The 15780-nt window shown below is 65.3% G+C and carries 15 protein-coding genes; 7 read left to right on the top strand and 8 right to left on the bottom strand.

The window, feature by feature from the left end; genetic code table 11:
• Positions 1-59: 59 nt before the first annotated feature.
• The 6 genes from pruA to L0D17_RS04190 form a co-directional block, all read right to left on the bottom strand.
• Complete coding sequence (gene pruA / locus L0D17_RS04215) at positions 60-1610, bottom strand: L-glutamate gamma-semialdehyde dehydrogenase (RefSeq protein WP_234508349.1); 1551 nt, start codon at positions 1608-1610, stop codon at positions 60-62.
• A gap of 11 nt (positions 1611-1621) precedes the next feature.
• Complete coding sequence (locus L0D17_RS04210; RefSeq protein ID WP_234508351.1) at positions 1622-2545, bottom strand: proline dehydrogenase; 924 nt, start codon at positions 2543-2545, stop codon at positions 1622-1624.
• On the bottom strand, positions 2542-3204 hold the full coding sequence (locus tag L0D17_RS04205; protein ID WP_234508352.1) for a GntR family transcriptional regulator: 663 nt from the start codon (positions 3202-3204) through the stop codon (positions 2542-2544). The genes L0D17_RS04210 and L0D17_RS04205 overlap by 4 nt, the downstream gene beginning before the upstream one ends.
• Before the next feature lie 78 nt (positions 3205-3282).
• Positions 3283-4098 carry a hypothetical protein gene (locus L0D17_RS04200; RefSeq protein ID WP_243094002.1) on the bottom strand — a complete coding sequence of 272 codons (816 nt, stop codon included), beginning with the start codon at positions 4096-4098 and terminating at the stop codon, positions 3283-3285.
• Positions 4061-4720, bottom strand: coding sequence for a CsgG/HfaB family protein (locus L0D17_RS04195; protein ID WP_234508356.1), 660 nt, complete (start codon positions 4718-4720; stop codon positions 4061-4063). Before L0D17_RS04195 ends, L0D17_RS04200 begins: the two co-directional genes overlap by 38 nt.
• Positions 4721-4906: 186 nt before the next feature.
• Positions 4907-5809, bottom strand: coding sequence for a DUF4032 domain-containing protein (locus L0D17_RS04190; protein ID WP_243092691.1), 903 nt, complete (start codon positions 5807-5809; stop codon positions 4907-4909).
• Positions 5810-5916: 107 nt separating this feature from the next.
• Between L0D17_RS04190 and L0D17_RS04185 the strand changes: the two genes are divergently transcribed.
• The 3 genes from L0D17_RS04185 to L0D17_RS04175 are packed head-to-tail and all read left to right on the top strand — an operon-like array spanning position 5917 to position 9085.
• The gene (locus tag L0D17_RS04185) at positions 5917-7104 is read left to right on the top strand and encodes a glycine C-acetyltransferase (RefSeq protein ID WP_243092692.1); all 1188 of its coding nucleotides are present in this window, start codon (positions 5917-5919) and stop codon (positions 7102-7104) included.
• The gene (locus L0D17_RS04180) at positions 7105-8310 is read left to right on the top strand and encodes a TaqI-like C-terminal specificity domain-containing protein (protein WP_243092693.1); all 1206 of its coding nucleotides are present in this window, start codon (positions 7105-7107) and stop codon (positions 8308-8310) included.
• 1 nt (position 8311) lies between these two features.
• Positions 8312-9085 (top strand): TaqI family restriction endonuclease, encoded by a 774-nt coding sequence (locus L0D17_RS04175; RefSeq protein ID WP_081995789.1) that lies wholly within the window; start codon positions 8312-8314, stop codon positions 9083-9085.
• Positions 9086-9107: 22 nt separating this feature from the next.
• Here the strand turns inward: L0D17_RS04175 and L0D17_RS04170 are convergent, their stop codons facing one another.
• The gene (locus L0D17_RS04170) at positions 9108-9494 is read right to left on the bottom strand and encodes a hypothetical protein (protein WP_243092694.1); all 387 of its coding nucleotides are present in this window, start codon (positions 9492-9494) and stop codon (positions 9108-9110) included.
• A 129-nt stretch (positions 9495-9623) separates the two neighbouring features.
• Here L0D17_RS04170 and L0D17_RS04165 point away from each other — a divergent pair, with 129 nt between their 5' ends.
• Entirely contained in the window at positions 9624-11531 is a 1908-nt protein-coding gene (locus L0D17_RS04165) for a DNA topoisomerase subunit B (RefSeq protein ID WP_234508366.1), read from the top strand.
• A complete protein-coding gene (gene hrpB, locus L0D17_RS04160; protein WP_234508369.1) occupies positions 11532-13814 on the top strand; it encodes an ATP-dependent helicase HrpB in 2283 nt (760 codons plus the stop codon).
• On the opposite strand, the gene L0D17_RS04155 is transcribed toward hrpB, so the two are convergent.
• The gene (locus L0D17_RS04155) at positions 13771-14223 is read right to left on the bottom strand and encodes a hypothetical protein (protein ID WP_234508371.1); all 453 of its coding nucleotides are present in this window, start codon (positions 14221-14223) and stop codon (positions 13771-13773) included. The two genes, hrpB and L0D17_RS04155, sit on opposite strands and share 44 nt — an antisense overlap.
• Positions 14224-14276: 53 nt before the next feature.
• Between L0D17_RS04155 and L0D17_RS04150 the strand changes: the two genes are divergently transcribed.
• Positions 14277-14669: an SCP2 sterol-binding domain-containing protein gene (locus tag L0D17_RS04150; protein ID WP_234508374.1), complete on the top strand. Its 393-nt coding sequence runs from the start codon at positions 14277-14279 to the stop codon at positions 14667-14669.
• Positions 14666-15700: an alcohol dehydrogenase family protein gene (locus L0D17_RS13785; RefSeq protein WP_234508376.1), complete on the top strand. Its 1035-nt coding sequence runs from the start codon at positions 14666-14668 to the stop codon at positions 15698-15700. Before L0D17_RS04150 ends, L0D17_RS13785 begins: the two co-directional genes overlap by 4 nt.
• Positions 15701-15780 lie beyond the last annotated feature (80 nt).

The following is a 15780-nucleotide window of genomic DNA, read 5'->3' as shown; positions in this document are numbered from 1 at the left end:
GACGGAGGGAAGGGTCATGCCCCAAGGATAGCCCAAAGGGCCCCTTGGGGTCTAGGGGGCTAGAAGCGCTCGGCCACCGTCTTCATCTGCAGGAAGTGGAGGAGGTAATCGGGCCCCCCGGCCTTGGTGTCCGTGCCCGAGAGGTTGAAGCCGCCGAAGGGCTGCACCCCCACCAGGGCCCCCGTGATCTTGCGGTTGAGGTAGAGGTTCCCCACGTGGAACTCCCGCCTGGCCCTTTCCAGGTGCTCCCGCTTGCGGGAGTAGACCCCGCCCGTGAGGCCGTAGACGGTATCGTTCGCCACCTCCAGGGCCTCGCCGAAGTCCTTCACCCGGATCACGGAGAGCACCGGGCCGAAGATCTCCTCCTGGGCGATCCTGGCCTTGGGCGGCACCTCGGTGAAGACCGTGGGGGCGATGAAGTAGCCCTCCCCCTCCAGGCGCTTACCCCCGAGGACGAGCTGGCCTTCCCCCTTGCCGATTTCAATGTAGGAAAGGATTTTCTCCTCCTGGGCCTTGGAGGCCACGGGGCCGAGGTCGGGGTTCTCCTCCGCCGGGCCCACCACCAAGCGGCTCGCCCGCGCCAAGACCCGCTCCATCAAAGGCTCAAAGGCCTTCTCCGTGACGATGAGGCGGCTTGCCGCCGAGCACTTCTGCCCCTGGAAGCCGTAGGCGGAAACCAGGATGCCCTCCGTGGCCGCCTCCAGGTCGGCGGTCTCGTCCACGATGATGGCGTCCTTGCCGCCGAGCTCCAGGAAGACCCGCTTGATCCACCGCTGCCCAGGGGCCAGTTTGGCCGCCGCCTCCTGGATCCAAAGCCCCACCTCGAGGCTCCCCGTGAAGTTGATGAACCGGGTCCTGGGGTGCTCCACCAGGTAGGCCCCCACCTCCTTCCCTTCCCCGGGCAGGAAGTTCACCACCCCCGGGGGGAAGCCCGCCTCGTGGAAGATCTCAAAGACCTTGGCGGCGATGACCACGGTGTCCTCGGCGGGCTTGGCCACCACGGTGTTCCCCACCGCCACGGGCCCGGCGATCATCCCGGTGAAGATGGCGATGGGGAAGTTCCAGGGGGCGATGACCACCCCGGCCCCCAAGGGGATGTAGAAGCTCTCGTTGTCCTCCCCAGGGTAGGGCACCACCTCCACGGAGGGGTACTTGTACTTGAGGGCCTGGCGGGCGTAGTACTCCAGGAAGTCAATGGCCTCCGCCACCTCGGCGCTGGCCTCCACCCAGTTCTTGCCGATCTCGTAGACCAAGGTGGCCTCCAGTTCCCGCCTGCGCCTTTTCATGAGGGCGGCGGCCTTGAGGAGGAGGCGGCTCCGGTCCTCCTGGGGCCAGTCCTTCCAGGCGCGGAAGGCCCGCCAGGCGGCCTCGAGGGCAGCCTCCGCCTCCGCCCGCCCCGCCTTGGCGGTGCTCCCCACCACCTCGCTCGGGGCCGAGGGGTTTAGGGAGAGGATCCTCGCCGGGGTGTCCACCCAAGCCCCGTCAATGTAGAGGCCCCAGTGGCGGCCAAACTCGGCCCGGACCCGCTTTAGGGCCTCCTTCATCTCCCGCTTGGCTTCCTCGGTCTGGAAGGTTTCTATGGGTTGGTTGCGGAAAGGCTCCACCGTCATGGCTTCCTCCTTTAGCCTCCCAAGAGGCTCCTTAGCACCAAGAAGAGGTTCTCCGGCCTCTCGGCGATGCGCCGGCTTAGGTAGGGGTACCAGTCCTTCCCGTAGGGCACGTAGGCCCGCACGGTATAGCCCTCCTGGGCCAGGCGCCGCTGCGCCTCCGGGCGCACCCCGTAGAGGAGCTGGAACTCAAAGGCGGTCCTGGGGATACCGAAGGCCTCGGTGTAGCGCTTCACCTCGGCGATGAGCCTGGGGTCGTGGGTGGCGAAGGCCACGTATAGCCCCTCCCTTAGGGCGAGCTTCCCCAGGTGCAGGTACTCGGCGTCAATGAGGCGCTTGTCCTGGAAGGCCACCTCCTTGGGCTCCCGGTAGGCTCCTTTGACAAGGCGCAGGTTGGGGCGGTAGGGCAGGAGGTCCCAAAGGTCCTTCTCCGTGCGGAAAAGGTAGCTTTGGAGCACAACCCCCACCCCGCTAAACCCCTCCTCCCTTAAGGCCTTGTAGAGGCGCAAGGTGGCCTCCACCCGGGGGGAGTCCTCCATGTCCAGGCGGACGAAGACCCCTTTGGGCTCCGCTTCCCGCAGGATGCCCCTTAGAAGCTCCAGGGCGAGGCCCTCCGAAAGGTCCAGGCCGAGCTGCGTGGGCTTGACGGAAACGTACTTGGGCCAGGGCTTTTCGGCAAGGGCCCGGACCAGGCCCAGAATCCCCTCCTGGAAGGCCCGGGCCTCCTCCTCCGAGCGCACCATCTCGCCCAAGAGGTCCAGGATGGCGTGGACCCCTTGGGCCTCGAGGGCCTCCGCCACCTCAAGCGCCTCCTCCAGGGTCTCCCCCGCCACATAGCGGCGCACCAGGCTTCTCGCCCGCCCCTTGATGAGGGCCTCCACCCGGGGGTTTCCCGCCACGGAGAGCACCGTCTGCCGATAGATGAGGTCCAGGTTCATACGCCTCCTTTCCGAAGCTTCGCCACCACCAGGTCGCGGAAGCGGTACACGTGGGCCTCCACCGCCCGCTTGGCGCCTTCGGGGTCCTTCCGCCTCAGGGCCGAGAGGATGGCCCGGTGCTCCCGCCTTGTGGCCTCGTCCTGGGAAAGGGTGGGGAGGGCGCTCCGGGCCAGGGCCAGTGTGGAGAGCAGGTCCTCGTAAAGCCGGTACAGGGTCCGGTTCCCGGAAAGGCGCACCAAGGCCCGATGGAACTCCAAATCCCGGCGCATCTGCTCGGGGTAGTCCTCGGGGAGGGCCTCGTCAATGGCCCGGAGGCTTTCTTCCAGGGCATCCAGCTCCCAAGGCGCGGCCCGTAGGGCCGCTTCCCGCGCTGCCTCCCCCTCCAGAAGGGCCCGCACCCCGTAGACCTCCTCCACCTCCTCCGGGGTGAAGGCCTTGACCCTCGCCCCCTTGCCCGGCACCAGCTCTACAAGGCCCTCCTCGGCGAGACGCATCAGGGCCTCCCGCACCGGGGTGCGGGAAACCCCGAGCTCCTGGGCCAGAAGGGGCTCGGAAAGCCTTTCCCCAGGGGCGAAACGCCCGGAGAGGAGGAGGTCTTTGAGGTGGCTGTAGACCGCCTCGCGCACCTGGTTGGGTCGGCGGAAGCCCAAGGTCTGCATCCTGTATACAATATAGGGGACCCAGGGCCACAATCAAGGGCGGGGTTTCCCCCGCCCCCGGCCCTAGGCTGGATCGGCCTAACGGACCCGCGCCTCTATGGCAAAACCGCTCACCTCCGTAACCTCCAAGGGAAGAAGCCGAAGGCCCTCTAAAAGCGCCGCAAGCTCGTCCACGGACCCCTGGAAAACCACCTCGGCCTCGAGGACGCCGTTGGCGAAGCTCTTGCGCTCCGCCGAAACCACACCCTTTTGGGCTCCCAGTTCCCTTAGCAACACCGAAGCGTCCGTAAAGCTCTTAAGGCCGGTCACCGTCAGGCGGACCACGGGGCTAGCCCCGGCGGCAGCGAAGTTCTGCTTGCGCAATTCCTGCCCCACCTGCTTGCCCAGGTTGCGCAGGGCCGCAAAGGCCGCTTCCCGCTCAGAGGTGCCTGTCCCCGTCTGCGAAGGGCTCCAACTCCCCACCACCTGGCCCGTGCTGGCCATCACCAACCGCACGTCCGCCGTGGCCTTATAGGTGTAGAAGGTGGCCACGTTGGTGCGGGTGGCCAGGACGCGGGAGGTGAAGACGCGGCTCACCACCACGGCATCGGCCTTAAAGTTGGTGGCCAGGGTAATGGCTGCCAAAGCATCCCCCTGCACCAAGCGGGTGAGGAGCTGGCGGTCCGCTACCTTTTGCACCTGCGCAGCGTCCAGCACCCGAAACCCCCCCTGGAGAAGCTCCTCCCGCAAGGCCGCCTCGTAAAGACCCGCCTCTTCATCCCACCAGTACTCTCCCTGGCTCACCAGGATTAGGGTTTTGGGCCCTTGGCCAAGGGTGACCCCTAGAACAAGGGGGATCAGGAGAAGAACGAAGCGCCTAAGGCTGCTGCTGGTAAGGCTTCCCATCCGGAGCATACTTGAAGTAACTCCTAGGCGTGCGCTTGATGATCTCCTCCACCGCCTTGGAGGTCATCACAGCCAACGCCTTACCCATGGGGGTCTTCTCGTATTGCTTCAACCCACCCACAAGGGCAGCCCCCGGCCCCAGAATGCCTAGGAGCCCCCCGTAGTCCACATCCGTAGCCTCCCCCTCCACGCGGAAAGCGGAAATGATGGCGCCGCTTTGGGCATCCACGATGCGCATATCCACCGCCACGTAAGAGCGCTTCTGCCCCCCGCCAAAGGCACCCAGGAGGCCTCCCAAAATCCCTCCGCCCCCTCCCCGGGTACCACCGGCATCGGGCTCAAAGGCTGTAATGGAGCCTACAACCAGAAGCTCAGCCCCCTGGAGGTTGAGGGGTTTACCCCCGAGGTAAGCCTCCTGTTGGATCTGCGCCAACACAGAACGGTCGTAAAGGATGAAGTGGTTGGTGTTGATGAGGGCGGTCATCAAAAGCTCCGAAATGGAAGCCCCCACCCCCGCAGGGCACTGGGCAGCAGCGCAGATAAAGTTGGCCACCACCGCCTTAGCCCGTGGCCCCGTGTAGTTGGCATAGGGGTTTTCCCCCTCCAAACCCGAAGAGGTCTTGGTGGTCACGCTGGGGGCACACGCTGTCAAAGACGCCAATAGGGCAAGAGCAAGCAGAGCAAAGCTTTTTCTCATAGGTTTCACCTCACTTCTAGGCACCTAAGGGGTCTCTAGGCGCCCGATCCTAACTTATTGCCACGGAACAAATAGGGTCAAGTGCAAATGCACGCGGCTTACAACTGCCTGAGGCTAAGCTTAAGGGTTTTTCCCCCTATGGCTTAACCAGGCCTTGAGCCCGCTCCCCATCCGCTTCCACCAGGGCCCAAACCGGGCCCCGTAGCTTCGGGCCGCCTCCTCGGGGGATAGCTCCACCCCAAGTTCCTGGGCCAGGAAGTACCGGTGGTCCATGATCCAGAGGTAGAGGTCCGCCCCCGTGCGCCCAGGGAACTCCGCCAGGAGCCCAAGCTTCCGGATGGCCTCTAGGGTTGGCCTATAGAGGTTTTGGTACCAGTCCACCACCGCCTCCTCCCACGGGATCTCCCGGCCCTCCTCGAGGCCCCGGAAATACCGCCGGGTGGCGATGTGGTCCAGGAGGATGTCATAGCGGCCCAGGGTGGAAAAGAGGATGTCTTCCGCCTCGGGCACGAGCGCTTTCAGGCGGGTCTTCTCTAGGAAGTTGGCATACTCCGCCTTCAGGATCAGGTCCTTCAAGGTGTCCTTGGCCTCCACGGGCACGGGGACATCCAGGGCGATCACGTAGGCGTCTATGTACTTCTGCCCCGTGGCCTTGGCCAGGGCCACCCGGTGGTTGCCGTCCTTGACAAAGTAGACCTCCCCCACCTGGTAGACCTCTATGGGGGGAAACTCGTACCCCTCTAGCTGCAAGGCCCTAAGCCGCTTCCAGCGTTCCAGGGTGTGCGGGGTCTTGGGCAGGAAACGGCGGTCAAAGTCCTCGTAGCGGTCCACCGAGCCCACCACCTTGTCCACCTCAATGGCCTTTAGGCCCAGGTGGTGCTCCCCCTTGGGCCTGAGCGCCAGGACCTGGTGGAAGGGCAAAAGCTCCGAGGGTTCCCCCCGGAAGCGGTCCAGGAGTTCTAAAAGCCTAGCCCGGCGCTCTAAGCGCTCCGCCTCGGTTTCCGCCTGCAGGTAGCCCCGCATGGAACCGCTACCACTCCCTCCTTCAGGGTAGCCCCTTTGGGTCAGAAGAAGGTGAAAAAAAGCCCAAGGCCTGGACAAAGGCGAAACTCAGGGGTTTAGATAGGGACATGAGCCTTTCCCTGCGTGCCAGGGTGCAAAGCGAGCTGGAGCGGCTAAAGCGCGAGGGGCTTTACATTCGCCCCAAGGTCCTCGAGGCCCCCCAGGAGCCCGTGACCCGGGTGGAGGGGAAAGAGGTAGTCAACCTGGCCTCCAACAACTACCTGGGCTTCGCCAACCACCCCTACCTCAAGGAAAAGGCCAAAGCGTACCTGGAAATGTGGGGGGCGGGAAGCGGGGCGGTGCGCACCATCGCCGGCACCTTCACCTACCACCTGGAGTTGGAGGAGGCCTTAGCCCGGTTCAAGGGCACGGAAAGCGCCTTGGTGCTCCAGTCGGGCTTCACCGCCAACCAGGGGGTTTTGGGGGCGCTCCTACAGGAAGGCGACCTGGTCTTCTCCGACGAGCTCAACCACGCCTCCATCATTGACGGGCTCCGCCTCACCAAGGCCACCCGCCTGGTCTACCGCCACGCCGACGTGGAGCATCTGGAAGAGCTCCTGAAGACCCACGACACCGAGGGCCTGAAGCTCATCGTCACCGACGGGGTCTTCTCCATGGACGGGGACATCGCCCCCCTGGACCGGATCGTGCCCCTGGCCAAGCGGTACGGGGCGGTGGTCTACGTGGACGACGCCCACGGCTCCGGCGTCCTGGGGGAGAAGGGCAAGGGCACGGTGCACCACTTCGGCTTCCACCAAGACCCCGACGTCATCCAGGTGGCCACCCTCTCCAAGGCCTGGGCCGTGGTGGGGGGCTACGCCGCGGGGGCCTTGGAGCTTAAAGACCTCCTCATCAACAAGGCCCGGCCTTTCCTCTTCTCCACGAGCCACCCCCCGGCGGTGGTGGGGGCCCTTTTGGGGGCCTTGGAGCTCATTGAGAAGGAGCCCGAGCGGGTGGAAAGGCTTTGGGAAAACACCCGCTACTTCAAGGCGGAACTGGCCCGCCTGGGCTACGACACCTTGGGGAGCCAGACCCCCATCACCCCCGTCCTCTTCGGGGAGGCCCCCGTGGCCTTTGAGGCGAGCCGCCTGCTTTTGGAAGAAGGGGTCTTCGCCGTGGGCATCGGCTTTCCCACGGTGCCCCGGGGGAAGGCCAGGATCCGGAACATCGTCACCGCCGCCCACACCAAGGAGATGCTGGACAAGGCCCTCGAGGCCTACGCCAAGGTAGGGCGGAAGCTCGGTATAATCCGCTAAATGCTCTTTCCCCCGCCCCTACCCCAAGGAGCCACGGAAAAGAGCCTGGGCCGGGTGGAAACCCCTCCCGAGGTGGTGGACTTCATGGTGGGCCTCGCCGAGGCCCCCCGGGGAGGAAAGGTCCTGGAGCCCGCCTGCGCCGAGGGGCCTTTCCTTCGGGCCTTCCGGGAGGCCCACGGCGGGGGCTTTCGCTTCTACGGGGTGGAGATAGACCCCAAGGCCTTGGATCTTCCCCCGTGGGCGGAGGGCATCCTGGCGGACTTTCTCCTTTGGGAGGGGGAGGGGGATTTTGACCTCATCCTGGGAAATCCGCCCTATGGGATCGTAGGGGACGCCTCTAAGTATCCCATCCATATCCTCAAAGAGGTAAAAGCTCTTTATAAAAAGCTTTTCTCCACCTGGAAAGGCAAGTACAACCTCTACGGGGCCTTTACCGAGAAGGCCGTCTACCTCCTTAAACCAGGGGGGCTCCTCCTTTTCGTAATCCCAACAACTTGGCTCGTTCTCGACGACTTCGCTTTGCTCCGGTCCTTCCTTGCCCGAACAGGAGAGACCGAGGTTTTCTACCTGGGCTCTGTCTTTCCCAAACGGAACGTAAGCGCCGTAGTCCTCCGCTTCCGAAAGGGAGGGCGGGGCCTAAAGCTCTGGGACGCAAGTTCTAGAAGCCCCTTCCTCTGGGACACCTACCCGGAGTGGAAAGGGGAAATGATCCGCTTCGAAACCCCCAAAACCAGGGAGATGGAGGCCAAGGGAACACCAGTAGGGCACATCTTCCATATCCGCTTTGCGGCTCGTAGCCCCGAGTTCCGAAAGCATGAAGCCGTGCGAAAAGAACCGGGCCCCGGATTAGTGCCCGTCCTTACCGGGCGTAACCTCAAATCGGGATTTATCGACTACGAGACCAACTACTCGGGCCTCTGGATGCCTCGGGAGCGGGCCAAGGAGCTTCGGGACTTCTACGCCACGCCCCACCTCGTGGTAGGCCACACCAAGGGGGTTCGAGTGGTGGCCGCATGGGATGAAAAGGCTTATCCTTGGCGGGAGGAGTTCCACCTGATCCCCAAGGCCAAGGCCCCGGAGGATATCGTCGCTTACCTCAACTCCGCAACCGTCCAGGAGTACGTAGCTACCCTTTATCGGGATTTTGTTCCCCATCTCACCTTAAGGATGCTGGAGCGGGTACCTATCCTTACCAGGGAGGTATAGGATGCGTAATGCTTTGAAAGCTTTTGAGGCATTTCTCGGAACGCTGGACCTAAGGGGATACGAAGAGAAGTACCGTTCCATAAAAACGGTGGAGCAGGACCTTCCCAGCGATCTTAACCCGTTGCCAGACCTTTACCGAGACTATTGGAAACCAACTCACCCAAACCCCTCCTTTCCAAGCTATGAAGACTTCTTTGCCACATGGTGGAATCAACGGCTTGAGGCTCTAGACAGATTCATACAGAAATACTTTTGGGGATGCTCCTATCAGTTTGTCCGCTTAGGACTCGAGGCCAGGCTCTACCGAACCGCAATCTCCATATGGACTCAATTCCACTTTGGTTATCGTTGGTTGACTTCCTGTAGTCTATCCATAGACGCCTCTCCCGAGCTAGACCTGAAGGGAGTAGACATTCTCGTCAGATTACCTCCAGGCACCTCCATAGGCCTTCAAGTCAAAAAGGAAACCTACCGCTCAGAAGCTCGCGGAGAAAACCGCTTCTTGAAGCAGAAACGAGCCCATGCGCTCCTCGAAGTTCCCTACACGCTTGAAACGGAGGCAGAGCTTCTGAAAAGAGCAGAAAGGGCCCGATCCCGGGGAGAACTCTATCGCCTTTGGGCTAAGGTAGCTAGCCATTTGGAACACCTTCCTAATGGATTCGTGATTTTCAAGGAAAGCTATGTCCTGTGCATTGAAGACTTCCTTCAAAAAAACCACCATGCGCTATCAGGCCACATCCCCTGGGAACAGGTGGCCCGAGAAGCTCTCGCCTAAAGCGGCCCCTTTTGGCCTCACCCTACCGTCCCGTGACGTAAACCCGCACCACGAGGCCCACGGCGAAAAGAAGCCCCAGGGCCACGAAGACCTCGGGCCGCTTAGGAGGGTCCTTGAGGCCCCGGTAAAACCACCCCCCGGGCTCGAGGCCCCCCAGGTAGTGGAGCCCCGCCGCCAAGAGAAGGCCATAGAGGAGGTGGAGCCCCTCCTTGGGCCTCAGGCCCAAGAGGAGAAGGCAAAAACCCAAGGCCACCTGGAGGATAGCCACCCAGGCCACCCCCCGGAGCGCCGCATAAAAGCGGGAAGGCAAGGGGCGGAAAAACCCCGCTAGCCCCACCAGGGCCAAAGCGGGCACCGCTACCAGCAAAAGGAGGCCCAAAAGGGCGTGGAGGAAGAGCAGGACCGGCATGGCCGCATCATACCGGGGAAAGAGGGAGCTAGTTATATTCCCTCCATAAACACCCCTACCCCAAGGCCGCCGTCCTGCCCATGCGCAAGGGCAAAATCCCCGCCCGGCTAGGTGTGGTATACTGGAGGGGTGAGCTACGACGCTTCCGCCATTAAGGTGCTCAAAGGGCTAGAAGGGGTGCGCCACCGCCCCGCCATGTACATCGGCGGCACGGGGGTGGAGGGGTACCACCACCTCTTTAAGGAAATCCTGGACAACGCCGTGGACGAGGCCCTGGCGGGCTACGCCACGGAGATCGTCACCACCCTGAACCCCGACGGCTCCCTCACCGTGGAGGACAACGGTCGGGGCATCCCCGTGGACCTCATGCCCGAGGAGGGGAAGCCCGCCGTGGAGGTCATCTACACCACCTTGCACTCCGGGGGGAAGTTTGAAAGCGGGGCCTACAAGGTCTCGGGCGGCCTCCACGGGGTGGGGGCGAGTGTGGTGAACGCCCTTTCCGAGTGGACCGTGGTGGAGGTCTTCCGAAACGGCCTGCACCACCGCATCGCCTTTAGCCGGGGCGAGGTGACCGAACCCCTCCGGGTGGTGGGCGAGGCCCCCAAGGGCAAGACGGGGACCCGGGTCACCTTCAAGCCCGACCCCGAGATCTTCGGCGCCCTCGCCTTTGACCCGAGCAAAATCCGGACCCGCCTGCGGGAGGTGAGCTATTTGGTGGCGGGGCTCAAGCTCGTCTTCAAAGACCTCCAGCACGGCAAAGAGGAGGTCTTCCTGGACAAGGGGGGCGTGGCCTCCTTCGCCAAGGCCTTGGCGGAAGGGGAGGAACTCCTTTACGAGAAGCCCTTCCTCATCCGGGGCCAGGAAGGGGACGTGGAGGTGGAGGTGGGCCTCATCCACACCAAGGGCTACACGGCGGAAATCCTCACCTACGCCAACATGATCCCCACCCGGGACGGGGGCACCCACCTCACCGCCTTCAAGACCGCCTATAGCCGGGCGCTAAACCAGTACGCCAAAAAAGCGGGCCTCAACAAGGAGAAAGGCCCCCAGCCCACGGGGGACGACCTCCTGGAGGGCCTCTACGCCGTGGTGAGCGTGAAGCTCCCCCAGCCCCAGTTTGAAGGGCAGACCAAGGGGAAGCTCTTAAACCCCGAGGCGGGAAGCGCCGTGAGCCAGGTGGTCTACGAGAAGCTCTTAGAGCTCCTGGAGGAGAACCCCCGCATTGCCAAGACCCTTTACGAGAAGGCCCTGCGGGCGGCCCAGGCCCGGGAGGCGGCCCGGAAGGCCCGGGAACTGGTGCGGCGGCAGAACCCCCTGGAGTCGGACGACCTCCCGGGGAAGCTCGCCGACTGCCAGACGGAAAACCCCGAGGAGGCGGAGCTTTTCATCGTGGAGGGGGACTCCGCCGGGGGAAGCGCCAAGCAGGGCCGGGATAGGCGCTTCCAGGCCATCCTGCCCCTTCGGGGGAAGATCCTCAACGTGGAGAAGGCGGGGCTCTCCAAGGCCCTAAAGAACGCCGAGGTCAGGGCCATGGTGGCGGCCATCGGGGCGGGGATTGGGGGCACGGGGGACGAGGCCCACTTTGACCTGGAAGGCCTCCGCTACCACAAGATCATCATCATGACCGACGCCGACGTGGACGGGAGCCACATCCGCACCCTCCTCCTCACCTTCTTCTACCGCTACATGCGCCCCCTGATTGAGCGGGGGCACGTCTACATCGCCCAGCCGCCCCTTTACCGCCTCCAGGTGGGGAAGAAGGTGGAGTACCTCTACTCCGAGGAGGAGCTAGCAGAGCGCCTCAAGGAGCTAGAGGGCAAAAGCTACGAGGTGCAGCGCTTCAAGGGCCTGGGGGAGATGAACCCCGAGCAGCTTTGGGAAACCACCATGAACCCGGAAAAGCGGGTTCTCAAGCGGGTGGAGCTCCAAGACGCCCTGGAGGCCAGCGAGCTCTTTGAGAAGCTCATGGGCCAGGACGTGGCCCCCAGGCGGGACTTCATTGAAGAGCACGCCCGCTACGCCGAGCTGGACATCTAGATGGCGTGGCTGGACGAGGCGGTGGCCCTGCTCCTCCAAAGGGGCCGCCTTCTCCTCAAGGCCTACCCTGGGGCGGGGAAGAGCACCCTCTTCCCCCTGAGGCTTCTCAAGGCCCTACCCGGGCGGATCCTCCTCTTTGAGCCCAGGCGGGTGGCGGCCCGGGCGGTGGCGGCGAGGCTTGCGGAAAACCTGGGGGAACCCTTGGGCAAGACCGTGGGCTACCGGGTGCGCCTCGAGGCCAGGGAGAGCCCGGAAACCCGGCTCCTCGTCATGACGGAGGGCCTCCTCACCCGGCTCCTCCTGGAGGACCCCACCCTGGAAGGGGTTTCCGCCGTCCTCCTGGACGAGGCCCACGAGCGCCACCTGGAAGGGGACCTGGCCCTCGCCCTCCTCCTAAGGGTGCAGGAAACCCTAAGGCCCGACCTCAAGCTCGCCCTCCTCACCGCCACCCCCGACCCCGACCTGGAAAGGACCCTGGCCGGGGCCACCTTGGCGGTGGAAGGGGAAAGCCACCCCGTGGAGATCCTTCACCTGGAAAGGGTGCCGGAAGGCCCCCTAGAGGCCCTGGTAGCCCGCTACGCCCGGAAAGCCTTCCTGGAAGGGGAAGGGGATGTCCTGGTCTTCCTGCCGGGGAAGGCGGAGATAGAGAGGACGCGCAAGCTCCTCCTGGACCTTCCCGCCTTTCCCCTCCACGGGGGGCTTCCCTTGGCGGAGCAGGCGGCCCTCCTCAGGCCGGGGCCCCGGAGGATCGTCCTGGCCACGGACGTGGCGGAAACGAGCCTCACCCTGCCCGGGGTGCGGGCGGTGGTGGACACGGGCCTGGCCAAGAAACCCCGCTTTGACCCGAGGACGGGCCTCACCCGCCTGGCCCTCGCCCCCATCCCCGAGGACTCCGCCCGGCAGCGGGCGGGGCGGGCGGGGCGGCTTGGCCCGGGGAAGGTGTACCGCCTCTACCCCATGGGCCCCTTCCCCCCCAAGCGGCCCGAGATCCTCGAGGCCGACCTCTCCCGGGCGGTCCTCCTGGCCTTGGCCTTCGGGGAAAGGCTAGAAGACCTCCCCCTCCCCACCCCGCCCCCTAAGGGGGCCCTGGAGGCGGCCCATGCCCTCCTCCACCTCCTGGGGGCGGTGCGGGAAGGCCGCCTCACCCCCTTGGGCCAGCGGATGCTCCGCCTCCCCACCCACCCCCGCCTGGCCCGGATGGCCCTGGCGGCCGAGGAGCTCGGCCTCCTCCCCTTGGCGGCGGACCTCATGGCCCTCCTGGAGGAGCGGGACCCCCTGGAAGGGGAAAGGGACCTCCTCGCCAAACTGGAAGCCCTCCTCCTGGCCCGTAAGGAGGGGCGGGGGGCTTTCCTGGGGGTGGAGCGGGCCTCGGCCCTTTGGCGAAGGCGGCTCGGCACCCAACCTTTGGAAAGCCTCCCCCACCCGGAAGCGGTGGGGCGGCTTCTCCTCTTCGCCTACCCCGACCGGGCGGCCATGCGGGTAGGCCCCGGGCGCTACCGCCTGTGCACCGGCCCCCTCCTCCACCTGGAAGGGGACGGCCCCCCGTACCTGGTGGCGGTGGGGGCGGAGCTACCGGGACGGGTCCTCCTCCACGCCCCCTTGGCCCGGGAAGACCTCCTGGAGCGGGCGGAGGTGGGCGCCTGGACGGGATGGGAGGAGGGGCGGCTACGGGGGTACCTGGAGAGGCGGTACGGGGCCCTTCTCCTGGAGAGGCTTCCCACCGACCCCGGCCCCCCCACCCCAGCGCAGCTAAGGGAGGTCTTCAAAGAGGGCCTCCCCCTCCCCGAGGAGGCCCGGCAGGTCCTCCTCCGCCTCGCCTTCCTTAGGGACCACGGGGTGGAGGTGCCCGAGCTCACGGAAGAAACCCTCCTTCAGGACCTCACCTGGCTCCTCCCCTGGACGCAAGGGGTTAGGCGGGTGGAAGAGCTTCGGGAACTCCCCTGGAAGGAGATCCTCCTTAGCCTTCTAGGGGAGGCGAGGAAAGCCCTCGAGGCCCTGGCCCCCGAAACCCTCACCCTCCCTTCCGGCAAGCGAAAGCGCCTCCAATACCGGGAGAGCGCCCCACCCCTCCTCTCCCTCCTCATCCAAGAGGCCTTCGGCCTCAGGGAAACCCCCAGGGTCCTGGGGGGGAAGGTCCCCGTGGCGGTGGAGCTCCTCTCCCCCGCCCGGCGCCCGGTGCAGGTGACCCAGGACCTCCAGTCCTTCTGGGAAAAACGCTACCCCGAGGTGCGGCGGGAGCTCATGCGCCGCTACCCCAAGCACCCGTGGCCGGAAAACCCCTAAAAAGCTCCGCCCGAAAGCCCCGTTCCCTCGCCCGCTCCACCAGGAGGGGGTTATCGTCCAGGTAAAGGGCCTCCTCGCCCAAAACGGCCACCGCCTGGGCCAAAGCCTCTAGCTTGTTTGGGTGGAAGAAGGCGGCAAGCCCTTCCGGAGGAGGCAGGTCGGAAACCAGGTAAAAGGGCGTGGGGAAGGCCAGGGGCCGGGGGACGAAGGCCCGGGGGTAGAGCCTCGAGGCCCCCGGGAAAAGGGTGTCCAGGACCCCTGGGCCTTCCTCCTTTAGGCGGGGGAGGAGGTCATAGAAGGCCTGGGACACGTAAAAGGGGCTTTCCCCGCCCGCCTCGGCCAGGAGCCGGATGAGGCGGGGCTCCACCGGCTCGCAGTACACCCCCGAGAGGTCCAAGAGGTAGACCACGCCTCCTAGCCTAAGCCTTCTAGGGTTATACTCGGTGCAAACGGAGGTAGGGCATGGAGCTTTTTAGCGAGGCGTGGGCGAAGGCGTACTGCGAGAAGCTTTCCCAAAGCGAGGCCTACCGCAAGGCGGCGGCCACCTGGGAGGGGAGCCTGGCCCTTAGCGTCCGCCCCGACCCAGGGGCGGGCCTGCCCCAGGGGGTCGCCGTGGTCCTGGACCTCTGGCACGGGGCCTGCCGGGGGGCGAGGGTGGTGGAGGGCGAACCGGAGGCGGACTTCGTCATAGAGGCCGACCTCGCCACCTGGCAGGAGGTCTTGGAGGGGAGGCTTGAGCCCCTCACCGCCCTCATGCGGGGGTTCTTGGAGCTCAAAAAAGGCTCCCTCGCCGCCTTGGCCCCTTACGCCCAAGCGGCCCAGGAGCTGGTAAAGGTGGCCCAGGAGGTAGCGTGAAAGGGGTGGTGTACCAGGGGCCCTTCCAGGTGGCGGTGGAAGAGGTCCCGGAGCCCAAGCTGGAGGCGGAAACCGACGCCATCGTGGAGGTGGAACTCGCCGCCATCTGCGGCTCGGACCTCCACATCTACCACGGCAAGATCGCCGGGGTCCTGCCGGGCACCGTCCTCGGCCACGAGTTCGTGGGCCGGGTGGTGGAGAAGGGGCCTTTGGTGCCCTTCGCCCTAGGGGAAAGGGTGGTGGGGAGCTTCCAGGTGGCCTGCGGGGACTGCGTGGCCTGCCGCAAGGGGCGCTTCTTCGCCTGCCTGAAGGGCGGCGTCTACGGCTTCGGCCTGGCCCTGGGCAACCTGCAAGGGGCCCAGGCCGAGCGGGTAAGGGTCCCCTTCGCCCGGACAAGCCTCTTTCCCATCGGGGACCTCCCGGCGGAGGAGGCCATCCTGGCGGGGGACATCCTCACCACCGCCTACGGGGGGGTGAGGCCCTTCTTGGAGCCGGGGATGGTGGTGGCGGTGGTGGGCTCGGGGCCCGTGGGCCTCATGGCCCAGATGGTGGCCCACGCCCTGGGGGCGGGGGTGGTCTACGCCATAGACCCCGAGGAAAGCCGCCTGGAAAAGGCCAAGGCCCTGGGAAGCCTCCCCCTAAACCCCAAGGCGGAAGACCCCGTGGCCCGCCTGCGCAAGGACACGGAGGGCCAGGGGGCCGACCTGGTGGTGGAGGCGGTGGGAGGGGATGGGGAGGCGTTGCGCCTCGCCTTCCGCCTGGCGGGGCCTGGAGGGACTGTGTCCAGCCTCGGGGTACCCACGGCGGAGAAGGTGGAGTACCCTTGGCTTTCCGCCTTCAGCCGGGGCATCACCTTCCGGAGCGCCCTGGCCAACATCCCCCGCTACATCGGCGAGGTCTTGGCCCTGCAAAGGGCAGGGAGGCTAAAGGGAAGCTTCGTCTTCAGCCACCGCCTTCCCCTGGCGGAGGCGGCGGAGGGTTACCGGCTCTTCCACGAGCGCCAAGCCACCAAGGTGGCCCTGGTGCCCTAAAAAACAAACCCGCTGCCTTTGCGGGCGGCCTTCCTTCTTCGTCTGACTCCTTTAGTATACCACGCTTTGCCGATATGTAA

It is taken from the genome of Thermus thalpophilus (assembly GCF_022760915.1).
GTDB lineage: Bacteria > Deinococcota > Deinococci > Deinococcales > Thermaceae > Thermus > Thermus thalpophilus.
The sequence above is the reverse complement of the archived record's forward strand: the minus strand, read 5'-3'. Positions and strand labels throughout refer to the sequence as shown.